Source organism: Lentzea sp. NPDC060358, from assembly GCF_042725365.1.
GTDB lineage: Bacteria > Actinomycetota > Actinomycetes > Mycobacteriales > Pseudonocardiaceae > Lentzea.
The window spans coordinates 18,629-33,021 of record NZ_JBHXCW010000073.1 but is presented as its reverse complement, the minus strand read 5'-3'; the positions used below and the strand labels follow the sequence as shown (position 1 = coordinate 33,021).

Sequence of the window (14,393 nt, the reverse complement as noted above, 5' to 3'; positions counted from 1 at the left end):
GGTCGTGAACGTTACGACAGGTTGTCGCAAAAATCGAGGTGCGGCTGGCTGTTTTGGAGTGCAGCCTGCTGTACCCCGCCGGTCGCGGCGATCTTGCGCCGACCGCTTGGAAGATGACATCATCCGGATGATGACAACATCTGGAGCGGGGTGGCGATGGTCCGCCTGACCAGGGCGCAGCAGCAGGCGCGGACCCGTGCGTCGGTGCTGGCGGCGGCCGCGGACGAGTTCACCGAGCACGGGTACGCGGCGGCGAAGGTCGACCGCATCGCCGAGCGGGCGGACCTGACCCGTGGCGCCGTGTACTCCAACTTCCCCGGCAAACGCGCCCTGTACCTGGCCGTGCTGCTCGACCTCGTCGGCCGCGACGGCGGCGCACCGGCCGAGGAGCCCCCGGCCTCGGCGGCCGACGCCCTGGCCGCGTTCGCCAGGACCTGGCTCGACCGCCTGCCGCTGATGGACGACTCCGCCGGCCGGCTGCGGCTGCGTTCCCTCGACGGCGTGCTGGACCACGGCCGGGTCCTCGCCTCGCTGGCGCGCCTGGAGGCGCTGCTGCTGGCCACAGCGCTCGAGAAGACCGGCCCGGGCCGCCGGGTGCGGCTGGCCGAGCTGGTGCTGACGCTGCTGGACGGCGCCACCCACCGGGCCGAGACCGCACCGGGCTCCGGTGACCCGTTCGACGTGGTGCAGGCGTGCCGGCACCTGGCCGGCATCGACCTCGCCGACACGTGGGCGCCTCCGCACCTGCCGTTCGTCGCCCCGGCCCGCACCTGCGCGGACGCCTGGAGCCCGCCGGAGGAGCCGGTCGACGAGATCACCGGCGCCGCCGGCGCGGCGGACGGCCTGGTGGTCGTCCTGGGGGCGCACCGCCTGGGCGCGGCCGAGGAGGCCGTCAGGTCCGCGGCGCCCGGCGAGCAGGTGACGATCGCCGTCGTGACGGGCGACCGCGAGGAGACCGGCCGCCTGGTCCGCCTGCGCCTGACCGACCTCCTGACCTGCCTGCGCCGGGTCTTCACCCCCGAGGCGTGGCGGCACGTCCGGCTGGTCCTCGACGACGACGCGCGGATCGCGGCGGCGATCGGGCTGGCGGACCCGGACGACGAGACCGAGGCGGCCGTCCGCGTGCGCGACGGCCTGGTCATCGCCCGCGCCGAGGGCCGTGGTGCCGGCCACGCGGCTGGGAGCGCACGAACGGGAGCGACGTCGTGAGCCAGGTCCTGCACGCCCTGCGCTGCATCGGGACCACCGGCCCGACCCGCGTGGCGTCGTTCACGGGCAGCTCGGAGTCCGAGGTCGAGTCGGAGCTGATCGACCTCGCGGTGGCCGGGCTGGTGACCCGCGACCGGGACTTCGGCGGCTGGTCGCTGACGGAGCGCGGCAGGGCCGCCGACGTCGAGCGCACCGCCGCCGAGCTCGAGTCGGCCGGCGGCCGCGCCGCCCTGGCCGGGGCGTTCGAGCGGTTCCTGGTGCTCAACCCGGAGCTGCTCGACCTCTGCACCGCCTGGCAGGTCCGCGCCGCGGACGGCACCGTCAACGACCACACCGACACCGCCTACGACCGTCGCGTCCTCGCCGCGTTCACCGACTTCCACGAGCGGGCCGGGGCCGTGATCGCCGAACTGGCCGCCGTGCTGCCCAGGTTCGCCCGCTACGAGTCCCGCCTGACCCGCGCCCTCACCCGTGCGAAAGCAGGTGAGCCGGGGTACCTCGCCGATGACATGGCGTCGTTCCACACCGTCTGGGCCGAGCTGCACGAGGACCTCCTGGCGACGCAGGGGATCGCCCGATGGCATGGCTGACGCGGGTGCACGCCGGCCTGGACGAGCCGCCGGAGGTCATCGGCGGCAAGGCCCGCGGCCTGGTGCTGCTGCACCGCCTGGGACTCCCGGTGCCGGCCGCCTCCGTCATCGTGACGCGGGCCTGCCGGGCGTTCCTGCGCGACGGCCGGCTCCCGCCGGGGCTGGGTGACGAGCTGGGGGAGTGGCCACCGTCGGTCGTCTCGGTCCGCTCCGGAGCCGCGATCTCCATGCCCGGCATGATGAACACCGTCCTCGGCCTGCGCGTCACGCCCGGAGAACCCGCTGTCCTCGCGGGAGCCGTGGAATCGGTCTTCTCGTCGTGGAACACCCCGCGCGCCCGCACCTATCGCACGCTGCACGACATCCCGCACGACCTGGGCACCGCCGTGGTCGTGCAGGACATGGTGTTCGGCGACCGCGACGAGCACAGCGGCTCCGGCGTCGCCTTCAGCCGCGATCCGAACACGGGCGAGCACCGGCCGTTCGGCGAAGTCCTCTTCGGACACCGGGGCGACGCCGTCGTGTCCGGTCGCTCGCGGACCGAGCCGCTGGCCCGGCTCGCCGAGCGGGAACCGGTGGTGTGGAACGACTTGCTCGGTGCTCTCGGCACGATCGAGGAGCACTACCGCGACGCCTGCTACGTCGAGTTCACCTACGAGTCGGGCGTCCTGTGGCTGTTGCAGGTCCGTCCGGGCGGGTTCACCGGCACCGCCGCCGTCCGCCTGGCCGCCGACCTGGCCGACGAGGGCGGGATCACCCGCGCCGAGGCGGTGCGCCGCGTCTCGCCCCAGGACCTCCGGCGCGTGCACACGCCTCGGATCGCCGAGGCCGAGGTGGTGGCACGCGGACTGGGCGTCTGTCCCGGCGTGGCCACCGGCCGCGTCGCTCTGACCGCCGACGAGGCGGTGCGCATGGCCGCCGACGGCCCGGTCGTGCTGGTGCGGCCGGAGACGTCCCCGGAGGACATCCGCGGTCTCGCCGCCGCCACCGGAGTCGTGACGGCGCGCGGTGGCCCCGCCAGCCACGCCGCGGTGGTGGCGAGGTCGATGGGCAAGCCCGCCGTGGTGGGTGTCGCGGACCTGGTCGTGGGGACCGGCGCCGCGACGGCGGGCGGGTACGAGCTCGGCAGGGGAACGGTGATCACCATCGACGGGACCGGTGGCGAGGTCGCCCTGGGCAGGCCCCGCGTCGTGACCGGGGCCGTGGACCCGAGCGTGCGCCGCCTGCTCGGGTGGGCGGACGGGGCTTAGCTTTCGCGAACGTCCGTGCCGTGCTCGGCGAACTCCTTGAAATCGCGCATGTGCTGCAGCGACTGCTTGCGGAAGCTGCCCGGCATCAGCAGCCCGACCAGTCTCATCATCACGCCGCTGAACCGGTACTCGTTCTCGCTCTCCCAGAGCGTCGTCCCGGAACCGGTTTCGGTGAGCCGTTCGCGCGCGGCGCTCCACATCCCCTCGCCCGCGATCTCGCGTTCGAAGTGGACGACGGCCTCGGGCGGGATCCCGTGCAGGTCAACCGGTTCGCGGCGGGTGATCGTCTCGACGGCCTCGAACTCCTGCTCGCCCATCTTCAGCACCACGCGCGACCGGGTGCCGAGCTGCCCGTGCGCGCCGTCCAGCGGTTCGTGCACCACCAGGCCCCGCAGCCACTTCGGCAGCTGCCGCGGGTCGGCGAGCAGCTGCGCCACCCGCTCGCGCGGCAGGGCGATTTCCAGCGAGACGGTGTACTTCATGGTGGAGCACTCCAGTTCTCCGGTGAACGCGGGTAGGGTAACAGCTGCGCTTCACGAGCACCGTTCGCATGTGCGAGGTGGATATCGGCACCTCACAACGACTTCACCGTCAGTCCTAACAGGACTGTCGCCGGGATTGTCGCGGCGGTTGACAGAACTGCGTCGGCGATCAACTATGGAAGCGCTCTCATAACTGGTGCGTACCAGTGCTCGGGAGTGTGAGGCCCTGGCCGCCCCTGAAGCCAGGTCAGGGCCTGGTGTTCGAGTTTTCCCTGCACAAGGAGTTGCATGCGTACGCGAACGAAGTGGTTCAGCGCGCTCACCGCGGTGGCGGCGGCGGTCGCATCGGCGACGGTCGCGACCACCTCCGCCCAGGCGGTCGGTCCCGACCTGCTGCCGCTCACCGTCACCAACAACAGCGGGCGGTCCGAGGCCGTGCACCTGTACGTGCTCGGCACGGACATCCGCAGCGGGCGGCTCGGGTACGTCAACCAGGCCGGCGCGTTCACGCCGTGGTCGCCGGGCGGCAACCCGCCCACGCCCGCGCCGGACGTGTCGATCGACGGCCCCGGGCAGGGTGGCACCACCACGGTGCAGGTGCCGCGCTTCATCTCCGGCCGGGTCTACATGTCGTTCGGGGAGAAGCTGAAGTTCTTCCTGACGCCGGACGGCCTGGTGCAGCCCGCGCCGTGGGCGGGCGGCGATCCCAACAGCGGGATCCTGTTCGACTGGAGCGAGTTCACCTACAACGACGCCGGCCTCTGGCTGAACAGTTCGCAGGTGGACATGTTCGCGGTGCCGCACGCGGTGTCCGTGACGGGCGCCGGTGGTGCCACGAAGAAGACCGGTGAGCTCAAGTCCGGTGGCCGCGACGCCGTGGTCAACGGTCTGCGCGGTCAGTCGGGCTGGGACGGTTCGATCGTCTCCGGCTCGGACGGCACGGTCCTGCGCGTCCTCGCGCCGGGCAAGGCCGCCGACGTCGGCAAGTTCGATCCGAACTACCTGGACCCGTACATCACCGAGGCGTGGAACGCCTACTCGGGCAAGACGTTGACGGTGCAGCCGTTCGGCGACCGCCCGGACGTGAAGTACTTCGGCCGCACTTCGGGCGGCACGATGAACTTCACGAACTCCGGTGGTCAGCAGGTCGCGTCGTTCTCGAAGCCCTCCACGTCCAACGTGTGGGGTTGCGACGGCGCGCTGCAGGCTCCCAACGACGAGGTGGTCGGTCCGATCGCCCGCACGCTGTGCGCGGCGCTGCACCGTTCCACGCTGGGCCGCATCGACGTGCAGCCCGGCGGCGGACCGGCGGACTTCTACCAGGGTGCGATCACGAACCACTACTCCCGGCTCGTGCACCAGAACATGGTGGACGGCAAGGCGTACGGGTTCGCGTTCGACGACGTCCAGGCCCAGGAGTCCCTGGTGCACGACGGCGACCCGCGTTCGGCCGGCATCACCCTCACCCCGTTCGGCGGCTCTGCCGCCGCCGCGGTGGTGGCCGGTGCCGCCGGTGGTGGCCTCGGCGAGGTTCCGAGCTGGAACTTCGTCCTGAACTGAGCACGTCCTGCCAGGTGAACGGCGTCGCGGACCTCGTCCGCGGCGCCGTTCGCCGTTGCCCGACATGATCGAACACGAACGAACACGAGCGGGCCGGACGGTGACATGCGGTGACGGAGTCGTCACCCGCCGCTCAAGCAGCGCGGTCGCCGAACCGGGGCTGCGGCGTTCGATCCTGTTGGGTGGCGAAATTTTGTTTGAGCCGTTGTGCCGCGCCGTACGTACTCCCGATCATGCGCCGCATGAACGAGGAGGACGAATGACGCACCGCGTGACGGACAGACGGAAGTTCCGCCTGATCGCTTCACTGGCGGCGGTCGCCGTGGTCGCAGCCGGCACCGCCACCGTGGCGCTGGCCGCCAAGAACGGCGAGCCCGCGCCGCTCGGTGCGTTCGTGCCCATCGAGAAGGTGGGCAAGAACGTCGTGGAGCCGAAGACCGGGAAGAACGGCGCCGAGGGCGTGTTCACGGTCGACTGCGGCACGAACGAGCAGGGCAAGTTCAGTGCGGACAACCCGGTCGCACAGCCGGGCCTCAAGCACGGTGCGCAGCACGTCCACGACTTCGTGGGCAACCTGTCGATCAGCGCGGAGTCGACCGACGAGAGCCTGCTGGACTCGGAGACGACCTGCCGCAACGGCGACAAGTCGTCCTACTTCTGGCCTGTCGTGCGCATCAACCCGAAGGCCAACCCGTCCTCCGTCGGCTCGAACCCCGACAAGGTCAAGGAGAACGGCCCCGGCGAGGTCGCGTGCCCCGGTGTCGCGAACCGCCTGCCCGCCGTCCCGCAGCGGGTGCGCGACGAGATCATCCGCAACCTCCAGCAGCTCGCCCAGCAGCTCCGCGAGGCCAACGACAAGGTGGCGAAGGCCCAGAACTCCGCCGACCCGAACTTCGTCAACAACACGGTCCTCGGCCCGTTGCGCGCCAAGCGCGCCGCCACGCTGGACCGCATCGCGACCGCGCTGAGCCGGGCCTCCCGCAAGCCGAACCTGACGCCGCTCGCCGACTGCGACCTGCGGTGGGGCCACGGCGGTCACGGCGGCGGCCACGGCGAGCACTCGAAGCCGCGCAAGTTCGCCGGGGAAGGCGTTTTCCAGCAGGCCGAGCAGAACGCCAACCAGCAGAACGGCGCCGAGCAGGACGCCGCGACGCCCACGATCAAGTGCCCCTCGGTGCGGGAAGCGCTGCCGGGCGTGCCGGACCAGGCCCTGGACGAGGTGGACAACAACCTCGACCAGCTCGACAAGCAGATCGCCGAGGCCAACCAGCGCCTGGTGAAGACGAAGGGCCAGGGCGGCCCGAACTTCATCGACAACGCGATCCTCGGGCCGCTGAAGGACAAGCGCGCCGCGACCCTCGACCGGATCGCGATCGCGATCAGCCGCAACGCCGAGCGGCCGCAGGGCCTCGAGCGCCTCGCGAAGTGCGGCCTCAACGAGGACGAGGGCGGCGCCGGGAACGGCAACAACGGCAACGGCAACGAGAACAACAACGGCGGCAACAACAACGGCAACAACGGGAACGGCAACAACAACGGCGGCAACAACAACGGCGGGAACAACAACGGCGGGAACAACAACGGCGGTGCGACCACCACCGCTCCCGCCACCACGACGGCCCCGCCGCTGGCCGCTCCCACCGGCAAGAACCTGGAGCTCGTCGGCAACAACGGCAAGATCGTCCGCCCGGCCCAGGTGAAGATCGAGTACCGCGGCAACGCGACCAGCAAGGTCACGGCCATGCCGCAGTTCCTGAAGATGGTCACCGGTGACGCCAAGCCGACGAGCCGCGGCCCCGCCAACGCGCGGGCGACGTGGACCTGCGACGGGTTCGGCGACCGGCTGTCGGACAAGTACGTGATCTGCCCGAACGGCAGCAAGGTCATGCGCGTGCACGACTTCCCGGGCTGCTGGGACGGCAAGAACGCCGACAGCGCGAACCACCGCGACCACGTCCGGTTCGCCGACAAGCAGAGCGGCGCGTGCCCGCAGGGCTTCAAGGCCATCCCGCAGCTGCGGATCAGCATCTCCTACGACATCCCGCGCGATGTCCAGCAGAAGGGCCAGTACCAGCTCGACGCGTTCCCGGAGGAGGAGCACAACCCGTTCTCCGACCACAACGACTTCGCCAACGTCAACTCCGACCAGACGATGTCGAAGATCGTGAAGTGCGTGAACGACGGGCGCAAGTGCTCCTGATCCGCACCTGATCGACCGCAGTGAGAAGCCTGCCGGGGCCTGGGTCCCGGCAGGCTTTTCGTCGTGCGGGAGGTCAGTCCTCGGCGAGCAGCTGTGCCGTGCGTTCGACGCAGCGCATGCGCGCGGGGGAGAAGTCGTACGGCATCTTGGTGAACGCCTCGAAGGCGCTCATCTCCCGCTCGTGCTCCTCGTCCAGTTCGTCCTCGGCCGCGAAGAGCGCTTCCTCCGCCTCGTCCAGACCGGCCGCCCTGATGGCTCGTTCGAGGGACTTGAGGTGGGCGTGGCGGCGGCGCGCGAGCTCCTCGACGCGCGGATCGGCGGGGTCCACGCCGTCGTCGAGGGCGGCCTCGGCTGCGTCGAGCCGGTCTTCCTCCGCCCGCAGCGCGGGATCGGTGGCCAGCACGATGAACGAGCTCGCCTGGACCGCGGCGGCCACCGCGCCGAAGATCCGCTCGGTGACGAGCAGGGCGTCCAGGTCGGACGGGCGCAGCGCGCCGGGCGGCAGGTGCCGGAGCCGGTTCGTCACCGGCTCCGAGAGCAGTCCCAGCGGGTTGCCCACCTCGCGCAGGCGCCGGACCGCCGCGCGCTGCCGCCGGATCTCGGCCTCCTGGGCCGCCAGGCTCTCCTCGAGCAGGCGCAGGCTCTCGTCGACGTCCCGGGCCTCGTCGAAGGCGGCCCGCATGTCGTCGAGCCGGATGCCGGTCTCCGCCATCTTGCGGATCCACAACAGGGAGAGCATGTCGTCGTGGCCGTAGCGGCGGCGGCCGTCGGTCCCGCGCGCCGGCTCCCGGAGCAGGCCGATCTGGTGGTAGTGGCGGATGGCGCGCGGGGTGGTCCCGGCGAACGCGGCGGCGTCGCCGATCTTGACCCGGCGGGGCGGTGTGAACGAGAGGTGCATCGCGAACAGGGCCTTTCGAGCGGTGATCCTCGTAGGACAGCACATGCCGCTGCGTCAGGTGCAAACAGCACGGTGACGGGAGCGCCCCGGTTCCCGATGATGACTCCTGTCGTCCTGCCGCGCCGGCCCCCAGAGCTCAGAGGGAAGTGGTCATGACCCAGATCCACGGGTTCGCCGACGAGGGCTTCGGCCCCGTCGCGGACGCCTTCCGCGACAACTTCGACCGGGGCGCCGAGACCGGTGCCGCCCTCGCGGTCTACCACCGCGGCCGGCTGGTCGTCGACCTGCACGGGGGCGTCGGCGACAGCACCACCGGGCGACCGTGGACCGCCGACACCGTGGCGGTCGGGTTCTCGGCCACGAAGGGCTTGCTGGCCCTGATCGCCTACCTCGCGCAGCAGCACGGCCACCTGGACCTCGACGCACCGGTCGTGTCGGTGTGGCCGGAGTACGGCGCCCACGGCAAGGAGCGCACCACGATCCGCGACGTGTTCGCGCACCGCGCGGGCGTCGTCGCCCTCGACACCGACCTGACCTTCCAGGACGTCAGCCGGTGGAGACCCGTCATCACCGCCATCGAGGCGCAGCGGCCGCAGTGGGAGCCCGGCACGCAGTTCGGCTACCACGCGCTGACGTTCGGCTGGCTCACCGGCGAGATCCTGCGCCGCGCCACCGGTCTGCGCCCCCAGGAGCTGCTGGCCGAGTACCTCACGACACCGCTGGCCGCCGACGCCTGGATCGGGCTGCCCGCCCACGTCGCGCCGCGGGTGGCCCGCATCCACCCGGCGTGCGGGGTGGCGGGCTCCGACGGGGTCGCCCTGATCGCGACGGCGTTGAAGGAGTCGGCGTTCGTGCGGTCGGTGACGATGAGCGGAGCGCTGCCCGCCCGGTTCCTCGACGACGCGCGCACCGACTTCAACTCCCCGGCCCTGCACGCGGCGGAGATCCCCGCGGCCAACGGCATCATGTCGGCCCCCGCGCTGGCCAGGATCTACGCCGCCGCCGTGTCGCGGGTCGGGGGAGCGCCGCCCCTGCTCACCGGCGGCAGCGTCGCCGACGCGCTCACGCCGCGGTCCAGCGGCAAGGGCTGGCCGGGCGTGATCACCCCGCGCGGCATCCGCTACTCCACCGGGTTCCTGATCAACGGCTACCCCGGCCGACCCCTGCTGTCGGACCACTCCTTCGGCCACGACGGGGTCAACGGCGGCCTGGGCTTCGCCGACGCGAGCGCCGAGATCGGGTTCGGCTACCTCAACAACCAGCTGGCCACCCCCGGCGACCAGCGGGCCAACCACCTGACCGCGGCGCTGCGGACGGTGCTCGGGATCTGAGCGCACCGGCCGGTGTCAGTCCCTGCCAGCGCCCTGCCAGCGCGGTACCAGCGCTGCGCCGCACCCTTCGCGGTACACCGACACGAGGGGACGACCGTGATCAGCACGTCAGAAACCGTTGCCCACCGGCCACTTCCGCCGAACCGCGCGGCGGGGGTGGCGCTCGCGGCGAGCGGCGCCACCTTCTTCACCGCGGAGTTCGTCGCGGCGGCGGCGTGGACGGACCCGCCGTACAGCTACACCCATCACTTCATCAGCAACCTCGGCGTCCACGGTCCCACGACGGCGTTCGGCCAGTTCATGTACTCCCCGCTGGCGTGGGTGATGAACACCGGCTTCGTCCTCTTCGGACTGTGGGTGGCGGTGGGCGCCCTGCTGCTCAAGGGTTTGCCGGGCAGGCTCCGCGTGCCGGTCGTCGTCCTCGCGGTGCTGCTCGCGGCCGGAGGGGTGGTGCTGGGCTTCTTCCCCGGCTCCGGTGAGGTCACCGACTCGACGGACTTCCACGGCCTCGGAGCCTTCCTGGCGTTCTTCAGCGGCAACGTGCTGGTGGTGCTGCTGGGCAGGGCGCACCGCGTCCTCGGCGTGTCCCGCGGGGTGGGCAGGGGACTGGTGGTGGCCGGGATCGCCGGTCTCGTGGCGATCCCGGCCTACCTGGGCCTGCTGGCCTCCGGTGCCGGGATCCTCATCGGTCTCGTCGAACGGGGGATCGTCTACCCGTTCCTGATCAGCCTGGTCGTGCTGGGCACGGCGTTGCGCCGGACCCGCGTGCCCGCGCCGGTGCGGGCACGCTGACCCGGCGGCGTCCGGTCCGCGCGGCAGCCGGACGGTGCACGTCGTGCCCCGGCCGGCCTCGCTCGCCGCGGCGATCGTTCCCCGGTGCGCCTGTCTCGGTTCGCCTTCTGCCACCAGGACAGGGCGGCCACGATGCCGGCGGCGCCGGGAGTGCCGGGGCCTCGGCCTCCGAAGCGGGACAACGGGGTCGCGTCAGCCGCGGGGGTGGCTCGCGCCCCCGGCCCTGGCCCGTTCCGCGATCGCCTGCAACGCCGAGATGTGCCCGCTCAGCGCGGCGCGGCCGGCGTCGGTCAGGTTGAGCCAGGTCCGGGGCCGCTTGTTCACGTACCCCTTGCGCACCTCGACGTAGGAGCTCTTCGAGAGCGTCGTGACCTGTTTGGACAGTGCGGAGTCGGAGAGCCCCACCGAGTCCCTGACGAACCCGAACTCCGCCCACTCCGCCGCGGTGAGCAGGGAGACGATGGCGAGTCTCGTCGGGTCCAGCAGGAGCTGGTCAAGCTCGGCCACCACTCACCTCGTCCTGCCTGCGCACCAACCACAGCTGGAACCTCGGACCGAGGAACACCACGTAGAGCCCGGCCAGCGCACCATAGTAGATCGTGGCGTGCGGGACGTGCAGCCACGCGATCATCAGCGCGCCGACGATCCCGATCGCGATCACGGGCACCATGCGCAGCAGCCGCCACCGCAGGCCGACGGCCAGGCTGCGGTTCGACACCGCGACCGGGCGGCCGAACAGGGCGCCGCCGGCCCGCGTGCGCAGGGCGAACGACAGCGCGAGGCACCCGAGCACGAACGGCCAGGTCAGCCAGCCGCTCGCGGCGGGGAAGAGGTCGATCACCACGCAGTAGGCGAAGAGCGCCAGGCCGCAGCCGATCCACAGCCCGCGCGATCCGGCCGCCGACCTGATCACCTGCTCCTTGCCCTGCCGCACCGTGTTCAGGGCGGCGGCGGCCTCTTCGGGCGTGGGATGCGTCATCGTTCCTCCGTCTGGTCCCGGTCCTGATTCAGGGTGCGCAAGATCAGCCACTGGTCAAACCACGCGCCCGCGGTCGTGAGGACCAGCAGGGCCAGACCCATCACCAGGTGCGCGTAGCTGTGCAGGGGCGCTGACTCGTCCAGCACCTTGGTGAGCAGCAGCTGCAGGCCCAGCCGGACGGCGAAGAGCAGCACGGCGAGCAGGCGCGCCTGTTTCGAGCGCCAGACCGAGCGGATGAACTCGCGGCGGCGCGAGAGCACCGTGAACCAGAGCGCGATGTGCGCCACGGCGAGCACCAGCGGCAGAGCCGCGACGAGCGGGTACGCCGAGCCGAACTGCTGGCTGATGTCGTAGCTGGCCACCAGCGAACCGGCGAGCACGAAGTACCACACCGGCAGGCCCTCGACCTGCGCGCGGTTGTGGGTTCGTGCAGGTCCCAGGTCTTTGAGCGACATCTCATCCTCCTTGGGAAAGTACTTGCCTGAGTAGAAAGTACCTGTCACTTTCCACTCAGGCAAGTGATGCCGTTCAAGCCTGGCAGGACGGGGAAGTTCGCCTCCAAGGGGAAAGAGGGGCCACGATCGCGGCGGTGAGGCACCGGCGGGCGCCGGACAGGTGCCCGCCGGTCCGGCTCAGCCGCTGACCGAGGCCGAGAAGTTGTCGACCGCGAGGCCCGCGCCGCCGTTCCACGGCTCGAAACCGGCCTGGATGCTGGTCAGGTACCAGGAGTTGGTGATGGCACCGCGGTTGCGCACGTCGTTGACGAAGTCGAGCACGTTGAACGACCAGGAGCTGATGGCCGACGGCGCGACGTAGGAGATCACGTTGTTGGACCCGTTGCTGCCGCGCCACACCTGCCAGCTGCGCCCGCCGATGGTGGTGTTGCCGACGGCGCTGCCGATCGGCTGGATCGAGCCCTGGCGGTTGAACCAGATCATGATCTCCATCTGGTTCACGCCGTTGGTCTTGGGCGTCGGGTCCAGCCAGATGTCGTACGAGGCGTTGTAGGTGCCGCCCGCGAAGCGGTAGTTGATCGACGACGTGGCGCTGCGGATCCTGCTGACCTGCATCGGCAGCGTCGAGCCGGGGGAGCAGTTGGTGTAGTGGCAGCCGAGGAACACCGACGGGTACGACACCGGCGCCCCGTTGGTCGGGGCCGAGCCCTGCTGGGTGGTGATCTGGAAACCGGACGACGTGGCGTTGATGCACTGCTGAGCCGAGGTGCCCCACCGGTTGTTCTGGACCACGTAACGGCCCTGGATGGTGGTCGACCCGTACTGGTCGCAGATGGTCACGTCGGCCTGGGCCGGCCCCGCCGTCGCGGCGAACGCGCTCGCGACGAGCAGGCCGGCCGCAGCGACGGCACGGAAGGTCCTTCGCATGGTGACTCCTAAGACAGGGTTCTGGGAGCGCTCCCAACGTACCGCGCTCCTCGCGGCCCGGCAGGGTTTGCGGGTGCCGAACCGTCGAATGCGCGTCGAATCGACTGCGGCACAGCGAAGTGCGCGGCCTCAACCGCCCTTTTAGGACAGTGGGCCGCGCGAGATCCCCGACACCACGGCGAGCCGGAACCGGGTGGCGTCCTCGGTGCCGGGGGCCGCGGTCAGCGCGACGATCTTGCGTTCGGCGTCGCCGTCGGACAGGACGTCGCAGTCCACGGTGATCGGCCCGGCCGCCGGGTGGTGCACGACCTTGTGGTCCTCCCGGTGCGCGCCGACCGCGCCGGAGGCCCACAGCCGCGCGAACCGCGGGTTGCCGGCGGAGAGGTCGCGGACCAGGTCGGCCAGCCGCGTGCTGCGCGGGAACCGGCCCGTGGCGCGGCGCAGGTCGGACACGACGGAGGCCTCGACGTCCTGCTGACCGACCGGGACCACCGGCCAGTGCGCCAGGCGGGGCGCCGACCCGTCGACCGGGAAGGTGTCGCGGGCGAAGTTGCGCAACGCCACCGGCGTCGGCGCCGGGTCGCCCAGCAACGCGGCCCAGGCGCGGTTCCACCAGATCAGCTGCCAGTCCGCGGCGAACACGGCGACCGCGGCGTCCCCGAGCCGGGACAGCAGCCGGTGCAGGCCGGGCGGGAGGTGGTCGGAGACCTCCCCGGCGCACGGCGGCGCGAGCCCGGCGAGCCGGTAGAGGTGGTCGCGCTCGGCGTCGGTGAGCTGCAACGCCTGCGCCAGGCTCGCGGTCACCTGCGGCGACGGCGTCGTGTGGCGCCCCTGTTCCAGTCGCACCACGTAGTCGACCGAGATGCCCGCGAGGTCGGCGAGGTCCTCCCGGCGCAGCCCCGCGAGTCGGCGCCGGTGCCCGCTCGAGAGCCCGGCGGCCTCCGGCGACACCCGGCCGCGCCAGGTGCGCAGCATCGGGCCGAGCCTCGCGATGTCAGCGGTCACGGCACCGATTGTCACACCCGGGCGTGCCCGGGACAGGGGTACGGATCTTCCCACCGACACCTCGTCCCTGGTGGCCGGTCCGGCGGGGGGCGAACCTCGGTGCATGACCCTCACGTTCTCCCACGACCACATCGGCATCACCGTCACGGCGGCGGAGCTCGACCCCACGATCGCGTGGTACTCCCGCACCTTCGGCTTCGAGGTCGAGCAGCGCTTCGAGTCCCACGGCACGACGTTCGTCTTCCTCACCGCCGGAGACGTCCGGATCGAGCTCGTCGCCGGCGCGTCCCGGCGCGAAGGCGCACCGACCCGCGACGTGCTCACGAGCCTGGACCCGGCGCGCCTGCACCACTTCTGCCTCGCCGTGCCGGATCTCGACGCCGCGGTGGCCCGCGTGGTGGCGCTCGGCGTCCCGCTCGTCGGCGGTCCGCTGGACGTGCCCGAGATCGGGCGGCGCATCGCCTTCGTCACCGACAACGTCGGCACGGTCATCGAGCTGAGCCAGTCGGGCGCGGCGCGCGGCGAGGGGTAGCCGAGGCGGCCGGAACCGGCTCAGTCGCTCCTCACCCCGTTGCGCAGCGCCTCCGGGGTCGGCCCGCGCCGCCGCCGCACCAGCTCGCGCAGCGTGCCGCGTGGGCCACCGGCGGACGGCCTGCTCGCCACCGCACCCGGCATCCGGCCGGTGGACGTGCTCACGTTCCAGCACGCCGGCGGA

General features: G+C 71.6%; 16 protein-coding genes. 8 read left to right on the top strand and 8 right to left on the bottom strand.

Annotated features, from left to right (window positions below; translation table 11 throughout):
- Positions 1–156 precede the first annotated feature (156 nt).
- From ACFWGZ_RS17825 to ACFWGZ_RS17815, 3 genes are read left to right on the top strand one after another with little or no spacing between them, the layout of a single operon-like run.
- Positions 157–1,209, top strand: a complete 1,053-nt coding sequence (locus ACFWGZ_RS17825) for a TetR family transcriptional regulator (protein ID WP_382452613.1) — start codon at positions 157–159, stop codon at positions 1,207–1,209.
- A complete protein-coding gene (locus ACFWGZ_RS17820; RefSeq protein WP_382452612.1) occupies positions 1,206–1,799 on the top strand; it encodes a transcriptional regulator in 594 nt (197 codons plus the stop codon). Before ACFWGZ_RS17825 ends, ACFWGZ_RS17820 begins: the two co-directional genes overlap by 4 nt.
- Positions 1,787–3,049 (top strand): PEP/pyruvate-binding domain-containing protein, encoded by a 1,263-nt coding sequence (locus tag ACFWGZ_RS17815; protein WP_382452611.1) that lies wholly within the window; start codon positions 1,787–1,789, stop codon positions 3,047–3,049. The genes ACFWGZ_RS17820 and ACFWGZ_RS17815 overlap by 13 nt, the downstream gene beginning before the upstream one ends.
- On the opposite strand, the gene ACFWGZ_RS17810 is transcribed toward ACFWGZ_RS17815, so the two are convergent.
- Positions 3,046–3,531, bottom strand: coding sequence for an SRPBCC family protein (locus ACFWGZ_RS17810; RefSeq protein WP_382452610.1), 486 nt, complete (start codon positions 3,529–3,531; stop codon positions 3,046–3,048). The two genes, ACFWGZ_RS17815 and ACFWGZ_RS17810, sit on opposite strands and share 4 nt — an antisense overlap.
- 288 nt (positions 3,532–3,819) lie before the next feature.
- On the opposite strand from ACFWGZ_RS17810, the gene ACFWGZ_RS17805 reads away from it, so the two are divergent.
- Both ACFWGZ_RS17805 and ACFWGZ_RS17800 read left to right on the top strand, forming a co-directional pair.
- Entirely contained in the window at positions 3,820–5,091 is a 1,272-nt protein-coding gene (locus tag ACFWGZ_RS17805) for a glycoside hydrolase family 64 protein (RefSeq protein ID WP_382452609.1), read from the top strand.
- 271 nt (positions 5,092–5,362) lie between these two features.
- Positions 5,363–7,291, top strand: coding sequence for a DUF1996 domain-containing protein (locus ACFWGZ_RS17800; protein WP_382452608.1), 1,929 nt, complete (start codon positions 5,363–5,365; stop codon positions 7,289–7,291).
- Positions 7,292–7,364: 73 nt separating this feature from the next.
- On the opposite strand, the gene ACFWGZ_RS17795 is transcribed toward ACFWGZ_RS17800, so the two are convergent.
- The gene (locus ACFWGZ_RS17795; RefSeq protein ID WP_382452607.1) at positions 7,365–8,189 is read right to left on the bottom strand and encodes a MerR family transcriptional regulator; all 825 of its coding nucleotides are present in this window, start codon (positions 8,187–8,189) and stop codon (positions 7,365–7,367) included.
- 152 nt (positions 8,190–8,341) lie between these two features.
- On the opposite strand from ACFWGZ_RS17795, the gene ACFWGZ_RS17790 reads away from it, so the two are divergent.
- Together ACFWGZ_RS17790 and ACFWGZ_RS17785 are read left to right on the top strand one after the other, a co-directional pair.
- On the top strand, positions 8,342–9,520 hold the full coding sequence (locus ACFWGZ_RS17790; protein ID WP_382452606.1) for a serine hydrolase domain-containing protein: 1,179 nt from the start codon (positions 8,342–8,344) through the stop codon (positions 9,518–9,520).
- A 96-nt stretch (positions 9,521–9,616) separates the two neighbouring features.
- Entirely contained in the window at positions 9,617–10,312 is a 696-nt protein-coding gene (locus tag ACFWGZ_RS17785) for a DUF998 domain-containing protein (protein ID WP_382452605.1), read from the top strand.
- Between the two features lie 192 nt (positions 10,313–10,504).
- Here the strand turns inward: ACFWGZ_RS17785 and ACFWGZ_RS17780 are convergent, their stop codons facing one another.
- The 5 genes from ACFWGZ_RS17780 to ACFWGZ_RS17760 all read right to left on the bottom strand — a co-directional run bounded on the left by ACFWGZ_RS17780 (position 10,505) and on the right by ACFWGZ_RS17760 (position 13,678).
- Positions 10,505–10,819, bottom strand: coding sequence for a winged helix-turn-helix domain-containing protein (locus ACFWGZ_RS17780; RefSeq protein ID WP_382452604.1), 315 nt, complete (start codon positions 10,817–10,819; stop codon positions 10,505–10,507).
- Positions 10,806–11,291, bottom strand: a complete 486-nt coding sequence (locus ACFWGZ_RS17775; RefSeq protein ID WP_382452603.1) for a hypothetical protein — start codon at positions 11,289–11,291, stop codon at positions 10,806–10,808. The genes ACFWGZ_RS17780 and ACFWGZ_RS17775 overlap by 14 nt, the downstream gene beginning before the upstream one ends.
- Positions 11,288–11,746 (bottom strand): hypothetical protein, encoded by a 459-nt coding sequence (locus ACFWGZ_RS17770; RefSeq protein WP_382452602.1) that lies wholly within the window; start codon positions 11,744–11,746, stop codon positions 11,288–11,290. The genes ACFWGZ_RS17775 and ACFWGZ_RS17770 overlap by 4 nt, the downstream gene beginning before the upstream one ends.
- Before the next feature lie 177 nt (positions 11,747–11,923).
- Positions 11,924–12,673, bottom strand: coding sequence for a glycoside hydrolase (locus ACFWGZ_RS17765; protein WP_382452601.1), 750 nt, complete (start codon positions 12,671–12,673; stop codon positions 11,924–11,926).
- Positions 12,674–12,814: 141 nt separating this feature from the next.
- Positions 12,815–13,678, bottom strand: coding sequence for a helix-turn-helix transcriptional regulator (locus ACFWGZ_RS17760; protein ID WP_382452600.1), 864 nt, complete (start codon positions 13,676–13,678; stop codon positions 12,815–12,817).
- A gap of 103 nt (positions 13,679–13,781) precedes the next feature.
- Between ACFWGZ_RS17760 and ACFWGZ_RS17755 the strand changes: the two genes are divergently transcribed.
- Positions 13,782–14,210 carry a VOC family protein gene (locus ACFWGZ_RS17755; RefSeq protein ID WP_382452599.1) on the top strand — a complete coding sequence of 143 codons (429 nt, stop codon included), beginning with the start codon at positions 13,782–13,784 and terminating at the stop codon, positions 14,208–14,210.
- A gap of 20 nt (positions 14,211–14,230) precedes the next feature.
- Here ACFWGZ_RS17755 and ACFWGZ_RS17750 read toward each other — a convergent pair whose 3' ends face one another.
- Positions 14,231–14,374, bottom strand: coding sequence for a hypothetical protein (locus ACFWGZ_RS17750; RefSeq protein ID WP_382452598.1), 144 nt, complete (start codon positions 14,372–14,374; stop codon positions 14,231–14,233).
- Between the last annotated feature and the right edge of the window lie 19 nt (positions 14,375–14,393).